Raw genomic sequence first — 16,845 nt, forward strand, 5'->3', positions numbered from 1 at the left:
GTCGGTTATCCCTTGACGGCGCCGGCCATGAGCCCGCGCACGAAATAGCGTCCGGCGACGATGTAGACGATCAGCGTCGGCAGGGCGGCGTAGACGGCGGCGGCCATGTCCACATTGTACTCCTTGACGCCGGTGGAGGAGGAAACGAGGTTGTTGAGCGCCACGGTCATCGGCGCGTTCTCGCCGGAGGCGAACGAGACCCCGAACAGGAAATCGTTCCAGATATTGGTGAACTGATAGATGACGGTGACGACGATGATCGGCCCCGAGCTCGGCAGCAGAATGCGCCAGAAGATCCGGAAGAACCCCGCCCCGTCCATCTGGGCGGCCTTGATCAATTCGTCCGGGAACGCCTCGTAATAGTTGCGGAAGAACAGCGTGGTGAAGCCGAGCCCGTAGACGACGTGCACGAGCACGAGGCCGGCGGTGCTGTTGGACAGGCCGATCTGCCCCAGGACGCGCGCCATCGGGATCAGCACCGCCTGGAACGGGATGAAGCAGGCGAACAGCATCAGCCCGAAGACGAGCGTGTGCCCCGGAAAGCGCCATTTGGTGAGCACATAGCCGTTGAGCGCGCCCAGGATGGTGGAGATCGCCACCGCCGGAACGACCATCTTGATGGAGTTCCAGAAATATCCCCTGATCCCGTCGCAGGTCACGCCGATGCACGCGCCGCTCCAGGCCTTTACCCAGGCATCGAGCGTCGGATCGGCGGGCAGCGCCAGCATGTTGCCGGAGCGGATCTCCTCGAGCGGCTTGAGCGAAGTGATGAGCATGACGAGGAACGGCAGCAGGTAGACGGCCGCGAACAGGCCCAGCAGGCCGTAGATGACGTAGCGCGCGGTGCGGGCCGAACCGGCCGAAACGCTTTCGGTCGCGGTGGTCATCTCTCGCGCTCCCTGAGTTCGGAATAGAGATAGGGGATCATGATCGCCGCCACGCCCATCAGCATCATGATCGCGCTCGCCGAGCCGACGGCCATCTGGCTGCGGGTGAAGGTATAGGAATACATGAAGGTCGACGGCAGCTCGGTGGCGTTGCCCGGCCCGCCGCCGGTCAACGCGATGACGAGGTCATAGGACTTGATCGCCATATGCGCGAGCACGATGACCGCCGAGAGGAAGGCGGGCCTTAAGAGCGGGATGATGATCCGCCGGTAGATGGCGAAGGTGGACGCCCCGTCGATCTGGGCCGCCTTGATGATCTCGCCGTCGATGCCCCTGAGCCCGGCCAGGAACATCGCCATGACAAAACCGGAGGCCTGCCAGACGCCGGCGATAACGACGGTGTAGATCGCCATCTCGGTGCTCACCAGCCAGTCGAACTGGAAGCTCTCCCAGCCCAGCTGGTGCATCGCTCTTTCGAGCCCCAGGCCCGGGTTCAGGAACCACTTCCAGGCCGTGCCGGTGACGATGAAGGAGAGCGCCATGGGATAGAGGAAGATGGGCCTGAGCACGCCCTCGCCGCGGATGCGCTGGTCGAGCAGGATGGCCAGAAGCAGGCCGATGGCGATGCAGAAGACGATGTAGAGCGAGCCGAAGATGGCGAGATTCTTGATCGCCATGTGCCAGCTCGGCTGCGCCCAGAGACGCGCATAGGAATCGAAGCCGACGATCTCGTAGACCGGCAGGATGCGGGAATTGGTGAACGACAGATAGAGCGTCCACAGAATGAAGCCGTAGACGAACAAAAGGATGAGCGCGAAGGACGGCGCCAGGACGATTTTCGGTAGCAGGGTCCGTGCCCGGTCGGCGAGACTGACGCCGTGCCTGACCGGCGGGGCGCGATCCACAGTCAGCGTCATGGGGTTTCCTCCCGCCAGTGCGCGATCTGACCGGAGCCTTGAACTCCGGTCGGGATCTTACCCGTGTTCGGGCACAATGGCCCGCCTATTGCGCGGCGGCGATCGCCTGCGGCAGGCGATCGAGCGCCTCGTCGGTCGAAAGCTGGCCGTTGAGGTGCTGCGTGATCACGTCGAAGAACGCTTCCTGAACGGACGACGGCTGGGCGTGGCCGTGGGCCAGCGAACCGGCGAGCGCATCGTTCTCCGCCGCCTCGGCGAGTTCGGCCATGCCCTTCTTGCCGCAAGCGTCGAACTCGGTGTCTTCGATATCGGTCCGCGCCGGCACCGACCCCTTCACGGTGTTGAAGGCCACCTGGAAGCCCGGATCCATCACCGCCGACGCCATGGCGAGCTGGGCATCACGGCTGGCTTCCCCCACCTCGAACATGACGAACTGGTCGGAGTTGAACAGGACGTCGCCCTGGGTGCCGGGAAAGCGCATGCAGACGAAGTCCTCGCCCGGCGTCATGTCGGCGCGCAGGAACTCGCCCTTGGCCCAGTCGCCCATCTGCTGGGCGCCGGCATCGCCCTCGATGACCATGGCCGAGGCCAGGTTCCAGTCGCGGCCCGAGAAGTTCTCGTCGAAATAGCCGGCAAGACGCGTCATGTTGTCGAAGACTTCGCGCATCGTGTCGCTTGAGAGTGCCTCTTCATCGAGATTGATCACCGCGTCGCGGTAGAAGTCGATGCCGCCGACGGACAGCACGACGTTCTCCCAAAGCGTCGCGTCCTGCCAGGGCTGGCCGCCGTGTGCGAGCGGAACGAGGCCCTGTTCCTTGAACGCGTCGAGCATCGCATAGAGTTCTTCGAGGTTCTGGGGCTCCTCCCCGCCATAGGCGTCGAAGGCCTCGCCGTTGATCCAGAGCCAGTTGGTCGAATGCACGTTGACCGGCGCGGCGATCCACTGGCCGTCATATTTCGAGAATTCCTGGAGTGCGTCGGGCACAACCTCGGCCCAGCCTTCCTCTCCGGCGAGATCGTTGAGGTTGGCGACAACGCCGAGATCGGCCCATTCCTTGATGTCGAAGCCGAGCATCTGGACGGCCGTCGGAGCATCCCCCGAGGTCACGCGGGCGCGCAGCACCGTCATGGCATTGGTGCCGGCACCGCCGGCCACGGGCATGTCGTTCCAGGCAATACCCTGTTCTTCGAGGTTTTCCTTGAGCACGTTGAGCGCGGCAGCCTCGCCGCCCGAGGTCCACCAATGCAGGACCTCGACGCTGTTTTCCTGCGCGTGAACGGCGCCTGCCACCAGCGTGGCGAGCGCCGTGCCCGCGGCGAATTTCGCGATTCGACGCATTTCCATGATTTCCTCCCAGGAAAGACCGGACCATCCGGCTGTCAATGATTTATAACGATATAGACGCACGCGTTGTCAACCCGGCGATACACGGTGGCACCCCAGTCGTTTTGCCGTAATTCCCGCAAATGCACGCGGTTTCTGCCAGGAACCTCCGACCATGGCGCTTCTCCACGCCAATTGTATCGTTATAAATTTGATGCTATGAGCGCGCCGAGGGAAAGGCTGCAGACGATGACCAGCACCCAAAAGGGCGGACCAGGCGCGCCCCGCTCCAACAGCGACAAGCCGACGCTGCGCACCATCGCCGAGATCACGGGGCTGGCGGTAACGACGGTGTCGCGCGCGCTTGGCGGCGCGCCGCAGATCGCGCTCGAGACGCGCCAGCGGGTGCAACGGGTCGCCGACGAAATCGGCTATCTGCCCGACCGCGCTGCGCAAAGGCTGCGCACGGGCCGAACCAACGTCATCAGCCTCGTGCTCGACCCGCACGAGGAGATCCTCAATTTCGGCACCTCGATCATCAAGGGCCTGACCGAGGCGCTTCGCGGCACCCCCTATCACCTCGTCATCACTCCGCATTTCAGGAACGAACCGCCGATCGTTCCGGTCCGCTATATCCTGCGCAACCGCATGGCCGACGGCATCATCTTTTCCCGGACGGAGCCGTTCGACGCGCGCGTGAAGCTGCTTCTCGAAGAGGATTTCCCCTTCGTCTGCCACGGGCGCACCGAGCTCTCGACGCCGCACGCTTACGTCGATTTCGACAATGAGCGCTTCGCCTACGACGCGACCAAGACGCTGATTGCGCAGGGCCGCAGAAAGCCCGCGATCCTGCTGCCGCCGCCGCGCTTCACGTTCCAGGAGCACATGCGCTACGGTTTTCTCAAAGCCGTGCGCGAAAATGGCGCCGGCTATGAAATCCTCGAGGGCGTCACGCTTGACAGTCCATCCGAGGCGATCACCGCCCATGTCGCCGAGCGCCTTGCCGAACCGGACCCGCCCGACGGCTATGTGCTGGGCGGCGAAGTCTCCGCGCTGGCGGTCATGGCGGCGCTCACCGACCACGGGCTGGTGCCGGGAAAGGATGCCGGCATCGTTGCAAAGAAAACGTCGAACCTCTTTACCCCGATCCGGCCGCAGATCGACACGATCTATGAGGACCTGATGGAAGCCGGCGCGGAAATGGGCCGACTGCTCCTCAAGCGCATTGGCGGCACCGCGCCCGATTCCCTGCAGACACTGCATCGCCCCGAGGCGCGCTAGGACTGGAGATCCGAACACCGCTCAGGTCGACCGGCCGTAGCGCTGTGCCCTTTGAGCCGGCTCCTGCTCTTCGCAACATTAAATTGTTGCTTTTCTCTATCCGAAGACAATATTCTGGGTTGTAGATCCAACTTGGGAGGAGCCCAAGATGCTGCATAGGATCCTTATCCCTCTCGTTCTCATAGCTGCGATTACCGGATGCACCACGACCGAGCGTGATGTTGGTGTCGGAGCAGCTACGGGTGCGCTTATCGGCGGAATCGTGGAGGGCGGCGAGGGAGCCCTTGTCGGTGCAGGGGTCGGCGCAGTCGGCGGTTTCCTCGTCAGAAATCTCCGAAACGGCTTCTGCCAATACCGGGATCGAAACGGGCGTCTTTACACCGCCCGGTGCTGACCGTGGTCCCTGTCGTCATTCGCATTCACCGGCCCCGCTCCACCCCTTCGCTCCGGATCTGTCCCGGTGCAGTGCCCTTCACCCCCAGCCGGCGCCGCCGAACGGGGTGCCGGCCCGCCCCATCACGCCGGGGTGCGCCACGGCGAGGCGGCCGCCTTCGCCGCCGTCGGCCTTGGACGTGAGATAGAGCCGCGACAGATCCGGGCCGCCGAAGGCGATCTTCGTGGGGGCTGCGACGGGCACCGCATGGGCGCCGATATGCTCTCCCGAAGGCGAGAAGACGTGCAGGCAGGCGCCTTCTACACCGGCGATCCAGTAATTGCTCTCGGCATCGATCGCGGCACCATCGGGCCGCCCGGCGAGGTCCTGGAAGCGCGCGAAGACGCGGCGTTCGCCCAGGCGGCCGCTCTCTGGATCGAGATCGGCTGTCCAGACGATCTGAAGATCGGGATGGGAATCGGAGACGTAGATGCGCCCGCGCTTCTCGTCCACCGCCAGGCCGTTCGGAATGAAGAAGCCGCCGGCGACCGCGTGCATGCTCAAATCGGGATCGATCCGGTAGAGAACGCCGGCCGGCCGGCGGTAGTCGTGCTCCATGGTGGCCGCCCATAGCCGTCCCCTCGAGTCGACCGCCGCATCGTTGAAACGCATGTTTCCGGCCTCGAGCGCCGCCGCGCGCGTGAAACGGCCGCTCGACGTGTCGAGCCGGAAAAGGCCGCTCTCCATTCCGACCACCACGACGCCGTCCCCACCGGTCGGCGCCACCACGCCCGCCATTTCGGGCGTTCTCCATACCTGTGTGGCGCCGTCGGCACCGCCGGTGCGGAACACGCTCCGTCCCTCGATGTCGACCCACCAGAGGCAATCTTCCCGCACCGACCAGACGGGGCTTTCGCCGAGCTTGGCGCGTGGGGTTGCGAGAAACTCGAACTCGGGCGGGCGTTGCACGCTGGCTCCTGTGGTGAAGGGTCGATTGACTTTCCTGTCCATTCTAGTATTTCATTACAACTGAAATATCAATTTGCGTACGATTTTGGATATTTCGCAGGGAGGACAAGGGAGGAAACGCATGTCCATTCATCTGAAAACGCTCGGTTTCGCCGCGGCGGTCACCGCCGTCCTGGCTTTCAGCCTACCCGCCGCCGCGCAGACGACGCTCAGGATCGGCACCGTGCTCGCGCCCAACGATCCGATGGGGCAGGGCCTCGAGAAGTTCAGCCAGGAGGTGGAGGAAGCGACCGACGGCGCCGTCGTCGTCGAGGTCTTCCACAACTCCCAGCTCGGCGACACGACCGAGATGCTCGACCAGGCGCGCGCCAATGCGAATGTCGGGACGGTCACGGATGTCGCCCGGCTTTCGAGCTTCGTGCCCTCGCTTGCGATCATGTCCGCGCCTTTCCTCTTCGACACCTACGAGGATGCCGATAAGTTCGCGCTGTCAGACGAGTATCTCGCCTGGGGCGAGGAACTGAAGGAGAAGGCCGGCCTCGTCATGCTGGCGTCGAACTGGTACCAGGGCGCGCGCCATCTCTTGACGAACGTTCCGGTGGAAAGCCCCGAAGATTTGTCCGGGCTGCGCATGCGCACCATCGGCGCGCCGATCTGGATCGAGACGATCCGGGCGATGGGGGCCGAGCCCACGCCGATGCCCTGGGGCGAGGTCTATTCGGCCCTGCAGCTGGGCACGCTCGATGCCGCCGAGGCGCAGCCAACCGCGATCTGGGGCGCCAAGCTCCACGAGGTCGTCGAGCATGTCACCAAGACGGCACACATCCAGCTCGTCACGGCTCTCGTCGTCGGGGCCGATACGTGGGATCAGATTTCGCCGGAGCACCAGGAGATCGTGCGCGAGCTTGCCATCGAGAACGGCCGCTACGCCTCGCAGCTGACCATCGAGCAGGGCGAGGAGGCGCTCGAGAACGTCGCCGAGGCAGGCGTCTCCATCGACGAGATCGACCGCACCCCGTTCAAGGAAGCCGTCGCCGGTGTCTATACCAAGCTCGATCTGGAGGACGAGGCGGCGACCGTCAGGAACGTCCTGGGCGACTGATCACGCGTTCATGTTCACCGCACGTATCGGACGGTAGGGGACGGCCGCGATGTATCAGCGTATCGAATTCGTCTTCGCGGTCGTTCTGCTCGGCCTGATCGTCGTGCTCGTCGGGGTGGCGGCCGCCGCGCGGGTGGCCGGCGCGCCCATCATATGGTCGATCGAGGTCGCTCAGCTTCTTTTCGCCTGGCTGGCGATGATCGCGGCGGACCTCGCCCTGCAGCAGGAGCGGCATATCGGCATGTCCCTCCTCCTGGACGCGCTGCCGCCGCCGATCCGGCGCTATGCGGAACTCGCCAATCTCGGGATCCTGCTCGCGCTGGTCGGTTTCCTTCTCGTCTATGCCCTCAAGAACACGGTTCTCATGCATCCCCGTCTCATCGGAGCCACGCAGATGAACGCCTCGCTGGTCCACGCGTCCATGGCCGCCGGGCTCCTGCTCATGCTGCGCACGCTCGTCTTGCGCATCTACCGCGGCATCCGGACCCCGGGCGGCTAGCGTCATGGTCATCCTGATCGCAATCCTCTTTGCCGTCTTCCTGATCATCGGCCTTCCGGTCGCCTTCGCGCTGGCGCTGGCGGCGATCCCGGTCTTCACGCTGAGCGGGACAATGCCGCCGACGATCGTGCTCCAGAAGATGGTCACGGCGACGCAGAATTTCCCCCTCCTTGCCGTCCCCTTCTTCATTCTTGCCGGCAACCTGATGAACGCGACCGGCATTACCAAGCGGCTCGTGCACTTTGCCGGGCTCTTGACGGGGTGGATGGCGGGCGGGCTCGCCCATGTCTCGATCGCGCTCAGCTTCATGATGGGCGGCATTTCCGGTTCCGCCGTGGCCGATGCCTCCATGGAGGCGCGCCTCCTCGGGCCGAGCATGCTGAAGGAAGGCTATTCCAAGGGCACGACCGCCGCCATCCTGGCCTTCGGCTCGATCATCACGGCAACCATTCCGCCCAGCATCGGGCTGATCCTCTTCGGCTTCATCAACGAGGTCTCCATCGGCCGCCTGTTTCTGGCCGGCATCGTGCCGGGCATCCTTCTCTCGCTCATCCTGATGGGGGCGACGTGGCTCGTCGCGAAGCATTACGGCTATGCGCCCGAAGCGCGCCGGATCCCCTCGGCAAGGGAGGTCTGGGCGAGCTTTCTGGACAGTGCCTGGGCCCTCGCCTTCCCGGTCATCCTGATCATCGGATTCCGCTTCGGCTTCTTCACCGCCACCGAGGCGGGCGTGTTCCTGGTCTTCTACGCGCTGTTCGTCGGCACCGTGGTCTATCGCGAGCTCGACGCGAAGCGCTTCTACGAGGCGATGTGCCAGTCGGTCACCGATCTCGGCATGGTGATGCTGCTCATCATGATGGCGGCGGTGCTCGGCTATGCCATCACCATCGAACGCGTTCCCCAGGAGATCACGGCGTTCGTCACCACCCTGACGCAGGAGCCCATGGCCATCCTGGCGCTGGTGATCCTGCTTCTCCTCGTCACCGGCATGTTTCTGGAGGGTGCGGCCAACATCCTGCTGGTCACGCCGATCGTCATGCCCGTGCTGATGAATGTCGGTTTCGACCCCGTGCATATGGGCATCCTCATCGTGCTTTTGATCAACATCGGCGGTCTCACGCCGCCGGTCGGTGTGATCATGTTCACGGTGTGCGGTGTCCTGGACTGCAAGACATGGGCGTATTCGCGCGCCTCGGTCCCCTTCTTCCTCGCCGTGCTCTTCTTCCTGGCATTGCTTGTTGAGTTCCCCGCCCTTTCGCTGGCACTTCCGCGGGCGGTGATGTAGCGGGGATGGATTGGAACAAAGTCGCGTTGCACAGGAGGAATCTCTGTCGGAGGCAATGGAGTGAGCGATAGCCTGTTCAACAGCCTGTCGGACCTCGACATGCTGGATGTCGGGGGCCCGGGCGCTCATCTGCCCGCCTCGGTGCGGGTCTATGCGGGCCTGCGCCGGCGCATCGTCTCGCTCGAACTGCCGCCGGGCATGACGCTCGACCGGTCGGCGCTCGCCGAAGGCTACAAGGTCAGCCAGTCGCCGGTGCGCGAGGCGATCATGCGACTCGAGCAGGAGGCGCTGGTCATCTCCTATCCGCAGTCGCGCACCGTCGTCACCCGCATCGACCCCGAACGCGTCGCGGAGGAGCACTTCCTGCGCTCCTCCGTGGAAAGCGAGGTGGTCCGGCAGCTCGCCGAGCGCGCCGACAAGTCCGCGACGACCAAGGCCAGGGGCATTCTGCGCATGCAGGAGGCCCTGTCGCAGGACGTCGAGCAGACCGTGCTCTTCCGCCAGCTCGACGATGCATTCCATGAGGCCCTGTTCGCCGGCGTGAACCAGCTCAGCCTCCACCGCCACATCGTCTCGCGCGGCGGACATCTGACACGCGTCCGCTCGCTCGACCTGCCCAAGAAGGGAAAGATGCGCGCCGTGCTCGAGGGCCACCGGGCAGTGCTGGAGGCGGTCGAGGCCGGCGATGGCGTCGCCGCCGGCGCGGCCATGCGCGCGCACCTGTCCGGCACGATCGAGCGTGTCGCCGAACTCAGGCGCGAACGGCCGGACTACTTCATCTGAAGGTGGCAGCCCGCTGAAAAGGCGCCGCCGCAGAGCGGTCTCCATGCATCACGACACGCGTTGTCAATTTTGCAAGTGCATTGGAGCGCGCAGAAGAAAACCGGAGTGGCCCCGCAACGTCGCAGGATGGTGGGGAGCGGACCGGCGGCCTCAGGAACTCGATTGCAGGCATCGCTCGCATAGCTGCGAGCAGCCTCTCAGCAAACTCGGCAAAGGAAGTCGCCCGCTCCAAGAACTCGTCGCGTTCAGGCGGGAAAAAACTTAGCGACTTGACGAAGTTTTCGCTTGCGCCACCGGCAAACTAGGCGATAGTTAGCGACATGGCTAAGCATGATCCCGATCTCTCGCTGCTCTTCCACGCGCTCGCCGATCCGACCCGCCGGTCGATCCTGACCCGGCTCGCCGAAACACCTGCGCGGGTAACGGATCTGGCTGGGCCCACGGGACTACGGCTGCCCACCGTGATGCGGCACCTTTCCGTGCTGGAGGAGGCAGGGTTGATCACCACGTCCAAGGACGGGCGGATACGCACCTGCGCCATCGTACCCGAGGCTCTGGATCCGGCGCGGACATGGCTCGATGAACAGCGCGCCATCTGGGAGGCTCGGCTCGACCGGTTGGATGCGTTTGTGATGAACGTGATGAAGGAAGGCGAAGAATGACACAGAACCTCGCTGCAAACAGTGCGACCCGAGCGGCGCCTGACGATGGGAAGGGCCGCTTTGCGACGCTCACCTTCGAACGGGACGTGGCCGCGCCATTGGCCGCGCTGTGGGAGGCATGGACGGCCCCGGCCGCGCGGGCGATCTGGGCCGCACCATCGCCCTCGGTCACCGTGGAGTTCTTGGAGGCCGACACCAGGGTCGGTGGCCGCGAGATCTCCCTCTGCAAGGTAGAAGGCCAGCCTGACATCCGCTGCGAGTGCGGCTGGCTCGTGCTGCAGCCGGAGATGCGCAGCGTGAATTACGAGGTGATCTCGTCCGAAGGCGTGACGCAATCAGCAGCGCTGGTGACAACCGATTTCGAAGGTGCGAACGAGCGCAGCCGGTTGGTCGTGACGGTGCAGCTTTCCTCGCTGGCGCAGGACATGGAGGCAGACTATCGGGAAGGCTTCGGCGCCGGTCTGGACAACCTCGCGGGCGCGGCTGAACGGACCATGGTGCTGCAGCGGGTGATTCAGGCGCCGCGGTCCATCGTGTGGGGCGCGTGGATGAACTCTGAAACGCTGCCGCAATGGTGGGGGCCGGAAGGCTTCTCCTGTCGCACGAAAAGGATCGATCTGCGCGCGGGCGGCGAATGGGTATTCGACATGATCGCGCCCGACGGCACGGTCTTCCCGAACCACCATCTCTATAACGAGGTCCGGCCCGAGGAGAGGATCGGCTATACGCTGCATTGGGGCGAGAACGGGCCGAAGCATGCCGACGCCTGGGCCTCGTTCGCGGATCAGGACGGGGCAACGAAGGTCACGCTGGGCATGGTATTCAGCACGGCTGCCGAGTTCCAGGAGGCGAAGGGCTTCGGTGCCGTGGAACTGGGACAGCAAACTCTGGGCAAACTGGAACACTTCGTCGCATCACGCTGAAATGCAGCGGCTTCCCGTCGGCCAGAATTTTTGGGCTTTTGGACGGGTCCTCAGCCATGTCGCGCCCGTCCTCATCGGCGGCGGCATCCGCCTCTTCAGTCAGACGGGCATGGAGCCGGTCAGGCTGGAGAAGGCCGAGGTCTCGCAAGCGCGGCAGATCGCCAACATGCGCTTCCGCTTCGCGGGATAGGGCCGAGTATTCACAAGGGGACACACGAAGAGGAGGGTTCTATGAGAAAACTGATCATATGGGACATGGTGACCGTCGACGGCTTCTTCGAAGGTCCGGACAGGGACATCAGCTGGTTCGTCTTCGAAGAAGAACTCGAAAACTACATTCATGAGACCCAGGAAAAGGCCGACACGCTGATCTTCGGCCGCGTGACCTACGAGTTCATGGCCGGCATTTGGCCGTCCGAGCAAGGCTGGATTGCGGACTTCATGAACAGAATAGAGAAGGTGGTCTTCTCGCGCACGCTGAAAAGCGCCGACTGGAACAACACGAAGCTCTTCAACGGCAATGTCGCGGAAGAAGTCTCCAAGCTGAAGACCAGGGACGGCGGAGACATCTTCGTGTTCGGCAGCGCCGACCTCACGGCGACCCTGATGGAGCACGGCCTGATCGACGAATATCACCTCGGGATCAACCCCGTCATTCTCGGGAGAGGCACACCGCTCTTCAAGGGCGGCCCGAACCGGATACCCCTGAAGCATCTGGAGACGAGGACGCTCAAGTCAGGCGTCGTCATCCTCCATTACGCGCCGGAGAGCAGACAATGACGATCGATCCGCACTTTCCCGTCACCTAGGCTTGCCAAAATGGGGGCCTGGGGAAGCGGCGCGCTCCGGACGATCGGCGGCCAAGGGGCGTGGCTGTCCTCACCTTAAATCTACGAATGACGCTTATGGGTTTGGCGCGGCCAGCTCGGAACGGCTGAATTGGAGTGATTCCAGCCGTCGGTGGTTCGTTGAAAACACTCCGGCCGAGTTCCGATCTTAGCAATCTGCTCGAATTTTCTCTTGCGCGCTCCGGTTCTCTTTGCGCCGGTGGCGCCCAGAAAACATGCGATCGCGGGACAATCACTCCCGTTCACTTCTGCATTTTTCACGCGTCCAGGCGAATGGACGCTGTATGCCGTCGCATGGGCCCTCCTGCGCATGCAACGCTTTTTCATTGACAACGCGATGCGGTTTGGCACAATTGTGCTAAACTATCACATATGTGACGAATGGTTTCGGAAGGAGACGACCATGCGCGCCATCGTGCTGCACGCCCCGAAGGACATCCGGCTGGAAGACCGGCCCAAACCCGTGGCGGGGGCCGGCGAGGTCGTGGTGAAGGTGGCGTCGGTCGGCGTTTGCGGCTCGGACCTGCCGCGGATGCTGGTGAAGGGCGCGCACAGGATGCCGCTGATTACGGGCCATGAATTCTCCGGACACATCGTCGAGCTGGGACAAGGGGTGGAGGGCTGGTCCGCGGGCGAGTTGGTGGCCGTGCCGCCGCTCCTGCCCTGCAATCGCTGCCCGCAATGCCTCACCGGCAATTTCTCGCGCTGCCGTGACTACGACTATTTCGGCAGCCGCCGCGACGGCGCCTACGCCGAATATGTCGCCGTGCCCGTGCAGAACCTTTTGAAGACGCCCGAAGGCGTCGATCCGCGTGCCATCGCCATGACCGATCCGGCCTCGATCGCGCTGCATGCGATCTGGAAGGCCGGCGGAATCACTGCGGGCCAGACGGGCGGCGTCGTCGGCTGCGGTCCCATCGGGCTGTTCGCGATCCAGTGGATCAAGATGATGGGCGCCTCCAGGATCGTCGCCGTGGACGTTTCGAAGGAAAAGCTCGACCTTGCGCGCGAGGCCGGGGCCACGCACTGCGTGCTCGCCCATGAATTCGACAAGAACACCACACGCGCCGACGTGGTGATCGAAGCCGTGGGCCTCGACGCGACCATCAATTCCGCCGTCGATCTGGCGGCGCCCGGCGGGCATGTCTCCTTCATCGGCATCCCGGTGCCGGACGTCACCTTGACGAACAAGACGTTCCAGACCTTCCTGCGACAGGAGATCTCGTTTCACGGCTCCTGGAACAGCTTCGGCGCGCCGTTTCCGGGGCCGCAATGGACGACGACGATCGAGAAGTTCGGCACGGGCGAATTAAAATGGGAGTTCCTGATTTCGCATGATCTCGACCTGGCCGAGCTGCCGGAGATATTCCGTCGCTTCGACGCCCGCGATATTCATTTTTCGAAAGTCCTGTTCCACCCTTGAGGAACGGGACACCGGGGAGGAAATGTCCGCGCAATGACCTGTGTTCTCAGTCTCGACTTCGGCACCAACGGCGTTCGTGCCGGCGTCTTCGATCTCGATGCGGGACGCCTGCTCGCCGCCGGCGAAGCGGGCTATGCGACGCGACATATTCCGCCCGACCGCGCCGAGCAGGACCCCGAGGACTGGTGGCGGAGCCTGCGCGCCATGCTACCAGGCGTTCTGGAACAAGCGGGCCGGCCGGAGATCGCGGCCATCTGCGTGGCGACCTTCGCCTCGACCGTGGTGGTCTGCGACCGCCAGGGCCGGCCGCTGGCCCCGGCCATCCTCTGGATGGACGCCCGCGCGGCGGACGAGGCCGCAATGACCGAGACCCTCTCCCATCCGGTGCTCGCCTACTCCGGGGGTTCGGACGCGGTGGAATGGCTGGTGCCGAAGGCCATGTGGCTTGCGCGCAACGAACCGGAGCTCTGGCGGCGCGCCGACGTCGTCTGTGAGGCGATCGACTTCGTGAACTTCCGCTTTTGCGGCCGATGGGCCGGGTCGCTGATGAACGCCACCTGCAAGTGGAACTACGACAGCCGCGCCCGGCGCTTCTGCCCCGAACTCTACCGGGACCTCGGCATCCCCGATCTCCTGGACAAGCTGCCGGCGGAGATCGTCGACGTCGGCGCCGCCGTAGGCCGCGTCAGTGAGGCCGCGGCCGCCGAACTCGGCCTCCACGGACGCCCGCTGGTCATCCAGGGCGGCATAGACGCCCATACCGGCGTCTTCGGCGCCGGCACCGTGGAGCCCGGCTGCATGCTCATGATCGGCGGCACGTCCAATGTCCATCTCACGCAAGTTCCCGACGACGGCACCGAGATCACGGGGGTCTGGGGCCCCTACCCCAACGCGCTGACACCGGGCCTGCGGATGATCGAGGGCGGGCAGGTCTCGGCCGGGTCGATCCTGAACTGGCTGGCGCGCGACATCTACGGCCTCGACGATGCGGGCTTTTCAAAACTGTGCGCGGACGCCGCCAGGGTGCCCTTCGACGAAACCGGGCTCCTGGCGCTCGATTTCTGGATGGGCAACCGCACGCCCTATCGCGACGCGCGCATGCGCGGCGCGCTGGTGGGCCTGTCCCTGTCCCACGACCGCGCCGGCATCTTCCGGGCCTGTGTCAGCGCCATCGCGCTCGGCTCGGCCAATGTGGTGTTCGACCTGGAGCGACAGGGCGTGACGATCGACCGGCTTGTGCTCGCCGGCGGTATCATGCGCAATCCGCTCTGGCTCGAGGCTACGGTGGACGCCATCGGCAAGCCGGTGGGCGTGGCCCGCGAGGACAATCTTTCGCTCTATGGCGCGGCGGTGTGCTGCGCGGTCGGTCTGGGGCTCTATCCTTCGCTCACCGAGGCCGCCGGCAGCCTGAGCGCGCCGGTGGTCGAGCACCGGCCGGACATGGGACGGCATGCACGATACCGCGGTATGCTCGAAGACTATCGCGAGGCGGCCGAGCTTCTGCGGCCCCTCATGCACCGCTTGTCGTCCAGACGGGAGATGCCGGCGTGAGTGAAGACAAGGATCGAAGCACGAACCGGCTTCCGGCCGACGAGGCACGGGAGCACCTGATGGTGCAGATCGCCCGCATGGCCTATCAGCAGGACCGGACGATGACCGAGATCGCGGCGGAAACCGGCCTCAACCGCTGGCAGGTCCGCCGCCTCCTGACGGAAGCGCGCGACCTCGGCGTCGTGCGCATCGAGATCGTACCGAGATCGCACCGCAAGCCGGATCTCGAGACGGCCCTGACGCGCGAATTCGGCCTGCGCGATGCGGTGGTCGTGCCGGCGGCCGGCGACAACGCGCCGTTGACCGAAAGTGTCGCCCAGGCGGCCGGCCAGTATGTGGCCGCGGTCAAGCCACGACCGCGCATGGCGGGTGTCTCGTGGGGCCGGACCATGGCCGCGGTCGCGCACTGGCTGCCGCCCAACTGGTCCGACGGCGTGGAGGTCGTGCAGATCAACGGGACGGTCGCGCCGGTGCCGCAGGCCGGCGGCCACAACGAGGTGGCCGAAACCTTCGCGCGCAAGGGCAACGGGCGGTTCGTCCCGCTGCCCGTCCCCGCCATCGTCGGCGAGCGCGCCACACGGGAAGTCCTGGAGAAGGACCGCATCGTGGCGGACGTGCTGCAGCGCGCCCGCTCGGCAGAGCTCCTGTGCTTCTCGATGGGCGCGCTCAACGAGCACTCCGCGCTTCTGCTTTCCGGCAACATCCTGCACAAGGAACTCGACAAGCTCCTGCGCGCGGGGGCGGTCGGCGACGTGCTGGGCCGTTTCATCGACAGGCGCGGCGCGATCGTCGACCAGGAACTCGACCAGCGCACCATCGGCCTGTCCTTTTCGGAACTGAAGCGCTGCGGGCGCGCCGTCGGAATCGCCTGCGGTGCGGAAAAGCACGATGTCGTCCTCGGCGCCCTGCGCGCCGGACTGATCAACGTCCTCGTCACCGACGAGGCGACGGCAACCTATGCATTGGAGCATGTTCATGACCGTTGACGCGCAAGAAAACCGCGCCGGGTCGAGCGGCCCGGCCGCCACCCACGCCCTCCGGGCCGCCGACTCCGGCACCGGCGGGCACGCACGCAATCCGGGAATGGCGCTGACGCCGGCCATGTTCGAGGGCCACGGCGTAAACCTCAGCGCCACCCAGCGCAGAGCCGCCACGCTGACCACGCGGCGGACGGTCAAGAAGCTCCACCAGGCGGCCTGGCTCCTGAATGCCGTGCGCTGCATCGACCTGACGACGCTTTCGGGCGACGACACCGAGGGACGGGTGAAGCGGCTCTGCGCCAAGGCGCGCAGCCCTCTGGCGCAGCACCTCAAGGAGGGGCTGGGGATTGCCGACATGCCGCTCACCACCGGTGCCGTCTGTGTCTATCCGACCATGGTCGCCCATGCCGTCAAGGCGCTTCGCGGCACGGATATCCCGGTCGCCTCTGTCGCCACCGGCTTTCCCACGGGCCTGATGCCGCTGAAGCTCAGGCTCGAGGAGATCCACTACGCCGTCGGCGAGGGCGCCGGCGAGATCGACATCGTGATTACCCGCGAGCACGTCCTCAAAAACGACTGGGCAGCGCTCTACGACGAGGTCGCCGCCATGCGTGAGGCCTGTGGCGAGGCGCATCTGAAAGCCATCCTCGCCACGGGTGATCTCAAGACGCTGCGCAACGTTTACGCGGCTTCGATGGTCGCCATGCAGGCGGGCGCCGACTTCATCAAGACCTCCACCGGCAAGGAAAGCGTGAACGCCACCCTTCCCGTCAGCCTCGTCATGGTCCGTGCGCTGCGGGATTACGGCGAGATGACCGGCCACAGGATCGGCTTCAAGCCCGCCGGCGGCATCAAGAGCGCCAAGGAGGCGGTCGCCTGGCAGATCCTCATGAAGGAGGAGCTCGGGCGCCCCTGGCTGGAGCCCGACCTGTTCCGTTTCGGCGCTTCGTCGATGCTGGCCGACATCGAACGGCAACTCGAGCATCACGTCACCGGACGCTACGCCGCCTTCTCGCGCCACGCGCTCGCCTAGGGACT

At 64.9% G+C, this 16,845-nt stretch carries 18 protein-coding genes; 14 read left to right on the top strand and 4 right to left on the bottom strand.

Annotated features, from left to right (window positions below):
* Positions 1-5 precede the first annotated feature (5 nt).
* From SIN08_RS01750 to SIN08_RS01760, 3 genes are all read right to left on the bottom strand, one after another.
* A complete protein-coding gene (locus tag SIN08_RS01750) occupies positions 6-887 on the bottom strand; it encodes a carbohydrate ABC transporter permease (protein WP_322449768.1) in 882 nt (293 codons plus the stop codon).
* Positions 884-1,804: a sugar ABC transporter permease gene (locus tag SIN08_RS01755; protein ID WP_322449769.1), complete on the bottom strand. Its 921-nt coding sequence runs from the start codon at positions 1,802-1,804 to the stop codon at positions 884-886. The genes SIN08_RS01750 and SIN08_RS01755 overlap by 4 nt, the downstream gene beginning before the upstream one ends.
* Positions 1,805-1,889: 85 nt before the next feature.
* Positions 1,890-3,143, bottom strand: coding sequence for an ABC transporter substrate-binding protein (locus SIN08_RS01760; protein WP_322449888.1), 1,254 nt, complete (start codon positions 3,141-3,143; stop codon positions 1,890-1,892).
* Between the two features lie 234 nt (positions 3,144-3,377).
* On the opposite strand from SIN08_RS01760, the gene SIN08_RS01765 reads away from it, so the two are divergent.
* Together SIN08_RS01765 and SIN08_RS01770 are read left to right on the top strand one after the other, a co-directional pair.
* Positions 3,378-4,409 carry a LacI family transcriptional regulator gene (locus SIN08_RS01765; RefSeq protein ID WP_322449770.1) on the top strand — a complete coding sequence of 344 codons (1,032 nt, stop codon included), beginning with the start codon at positions 3,378-3,380 and terminating at the stop codon, positions 4,407-4,409.
* A gap of 148 nt (positions 4,410-4,557) precedes the next feature.
* Positions 4,558-4,803, top strand: a complete 246-nt coding sequence (locus tag SIN08_RS01770; protein WP_416207994.1) for a glycine zipper family protein — start codon at positions 4,558-4,560, stop codon at positions 4,801-4,803.
* A gap of 78 nt (positions 4,804-4,881) precedes the next feature.
* Here SIN08_RS01770 and SIN08_RS01775 read toward each other — a convergent pair whose 3' ends face one another.
* Complete coding sequence (locus tag SIN08_RS01775) at positions 4,882-5,751, bottom strand: SMP-30/gluconolactonase/LRE family protein (RefSeq protein WP_322449771.1); 870 nt, start codon at positions 5,749-5,751, stop codon at positions 4,882-4,884.
* Positions 5,752-5,872: 121 nt separating this feature from the next.
* On the opposite strand from SIN08_RS01775, the gene SIN08_RS01780 reads away from it, so the two are divergent.
* The 12 genes from SIN08_RS01780 (at position 5,873) to deoC (ending at position 16,840) form a co-directional block, all read left to right on the top strand.
* On the top strand, positions 5,873-6,853 hold the full coding sequence (locus SIN08_RS01780; RefSeq protein ID WP_322449772.1) for a C4-dicarboxylate TRAP transporter substrate-binding protein: 981 nt from the start codon (positions 5,873-5,875) through the stop codon (positions 6,851-6,853).
* A 49-nt stretch (positions 6,854-6,902) separates the two neighbouring features.
* On the top strand, positions 6,903-7,352 hold the full coding sequence (locus SIN08_RS01785; RefSeq protein WP_322449773.1) for a TRAP transporter small permease: 450 nt from the start codon (positions 6,903-6,905) through the stop codon (positions 7,350-7,352).
* Positions 7,353-7,356: 4 nt separating this feature from the next.
* Positions 7,357-8,637, top strand: a complete 1,281-nt coding sequence (locus SIN08_RS01790; protein ID WP_322449775.1) for a TRAP transporter large permease — start codon at positions 7,357-7,359, stop codon at positions 8,635-8,637.
* A gap of 60 nt (positions 8,638-8,697) precedes the next feature.
* Positions 8,698-9,420 carry a GntR family transcriptional regulator gene (locus SIN08_RS01795; protein WP_322449776.1) on the top strand — a complete coding sequence of 241 codons (723 nt, stop codon included), beginning with the start codon at positions 8,698-8,700 and terminating at the stop codon, positions 9,418-9,420.
* Between the two features lie 320 nt (positions 9,421-9,740).
* Positions 9,741-10,082, top strand: a complete 342-nt coding sequence (locus SIN08_RS01800) for an ArsR/SmtB family transcription factor (protein WP_265515614.1) — start codon at positions 9,741-9,743, stop codon at positions 10,080-10,082.
* The gene (locus SIN08_RS01805) at positions 10,079-11,005 is read left to right on the top strand and encodes an SRPBCC family protein (RefSeq protein ID WP_322449777.1); all 927 of its coding nucleotides are present in this window, start codon (positions 10,079-10,081) and stop codon (positions 11,003-11,005) included. Before SIN08_RS01800 ends, SIN08_RS01805 begins: the two co-directional genes overlap by 4 nt.
* 1 nt (position 11,006) lies before the next feature.
* Positions 11,007-11,195 carry a hypothetical protein gene (locus SIN08_RS01810; RefSeq protein ID WP_322449778.1) on the top strand — a complete coding sequence of 63 codons (189 nt, stop codon included), beginning with the start codon at positions 11,007-11,009 and terminating at the stop codon, positions 11,193-11,195.
* Positions 11,196-11,236: 41 nt separating this feature from the next.
* Positions 11,237-11,785, top strand: coding sequence for a dihydrofolate reductase family protein (locus tag SIN08_RS01815; RefSeq protein WP_322449779.1), 549 nt, complete (start codon positions 11,237-11,239; stop codon positions 11,783-11,785).
* Between the two features lie 471 nt (positions 11,786-12,256).
* Entirely contained in the window at positions 12,257-13,276 is a 1,020-nt protein-coding gene (locus tag SIN08_RS01820; protein WP_322449780.1) for a galactitol-1-phosphate 5-dehydrogenase, read from the top strand.
* Positions 13,277-13,309: 33 nt separating this feature from the next.
* Positions 13,310-14,827, top strand: a complete 1,518-nt coding sequence (locus tag SIN08_RS01825; RefSeq protein ID WP_322449781.1) for an FGGY-family carbohydrate kinase — start codon at positions 13,310-13,312, stop codon at positions 14,825-14,827.
* Positions 14,828-14,886: 59 nt separating this feature from the next.
* Positions 14,887-15,813 carry a sugar-binding transcriptional regulator gene (locus SIN08_RS01830; protein ID WP_416207999.1) on the top strand — a complete coding sequence of 309 codons (927 nt, stop codon included), beginning with the start codon at positions 14,887-14,889 and terminating at the stop codon, positions 15,811-15,813.
* 97 nt (positions 15,814-15,910) lie between these two features.
* Positions 15,911-16,840 (top strand): deoxyribose-phosphate aldolase, encoded by a 930-nt coding sequence (gene deoC / locus SIN08_RS01835; RefSeq protein ID WP_322449890.1) that lies wholly within the window; start codon positions 15,911-15,913, stop codon positions 16,838-16,840.
* Positions 16,841-16,845: the final 5 nt, after the last annotated feature.

The sequence above is a fragment of the Chelativorans sp. M5D2P16 genome (genome assembly GCF_034427935.1).
Classification (GTDB): Bacteria; Pseudomonadota; Alphaproteobacteria; order Rhizobiales; family Rhizobiaceae; genus Chelativorans.

What these genes read in the sequence shown, in the direction of transcription:
- SIN08_RS01770 (WP_416207994.1), top strand. Translation starts at nt 4,558, where the DNA reads ATGCTGCATAGGATCCTTATCCCTCTCGTTCTCATAGCTGCGATTACC.
- SIN08_RS01825 (WP_322449781.1), top strand. Translation starts at nt 13,310, where the DNA reads ATGACCTGTGTTCTCAGTCTCGACTTCGGCACCAACGGCGTTCGTGCC.
- SIN08_RS01760 (WP_322449888.1), bottom strand. Translation starts at nt 3,143, where the DNA reads ATGCGTCGAATCGCGAAATTCGCCGCGGGCACGGCGCTCGCCACGCTG.
- SIN08_RS01800 (WP_265515614.1), top strand. Translation starts at nt 9,741, where the DNA reads ATGGCTAAGCATGATCCCGATCTCTCGCTGCTCTTCCACGCGCTCGCC.
- SIN08_RS01780 (WP_322449772.1), top strand. Translation starts at nt 5,873, where the DNA reads ATGTCCATTCATCTGAAAACGCTCGGTTTCGCCGCGGCGGTCACCGCC.
- SIN08_RS01805 (WP_322449777.1), top strand. Translation starts at nt 10,079, where the DNA reads ATGACACAGAACCTCGCTGCAAACAGTGCGACCCGAGCGGCGCCTGAC.
- SIN08_RS01820 (WP_322449780.1), top strand. Translation starts at nt 12,257, where the DNA reads ATGCGCGCCATCGTGCTGCACGCCCCGAAGGACATCCGGCTGGAAGAC.
- SIN08_RS01790 (WP_322449775.1), top strand. Translation starts at nt 7,357, where the DNA reads ATGGTCATCCTGATCGCAATCCTCTTTGCCGTCTTCCTGATCATCGGC.
- SIN08_RS01755 (WP_322449769.1), bottom strand. Translation starts at nt 1,804, where the DNA reads ATGACGCTGACTGTGGATCGCGCCCCGCCGGTCAGGCACGGCGTCAGT.
- SIN08_RS01785 (WP_322449773.1), top strand. Translation starts at nt 6,903, where the DNA reads ATGTATCAGCGTATCGAATTCGTCTTCGCGGTCGTTCTGCTCGGCCTG.
- SIN08_RS01750 (WP_322449768.1), bottom strand. Translation starts at nt 887, where the DNA reads ATGACCACCGCGACCGAAAGCGTTTCGGCCGGTTCGGCCCGCACCGCG.
- deoC (WP_322449890.1), top strand. Translation starts at nt 15,911, where the DNA reads ATGGCGCTGACGCCGGCCATGTTCGAGGGCCACGGCGTAAACCTCAGC.
- SIN08_RS01810 (WP_322449778.1), top strand. Translation starts at nt 11,007, where the DNA reads ATGCAGCGGCTTCCCGTCGGCCAGAATTTTTGGGCTTTTGGACGGGTC.
- SIN08_RS01830 (WP_416207999.1), top strand. Translation starts at nt 14,887, where the DNA reads ATGGTGCAGATCGCCCGCATGGCCTATCAGCAGGACCGGACGATGACC.
- SIN08_RS01815 (WP_322449779.1), top strand. Translation starts at nt 11,237, where the DNA reads ATGAGAAAACTGATCATATGGGACATGGTGACCGTCGACGGCTTCTTC.
- SIN08_RS01765 (WP_322449770.1), top strand. Translation starts at nt 3,378, where the DNA reads ATGACCAGCACCCAAAAGGGCGGACCAGGCGCGCCCCGCTCCAACAGC.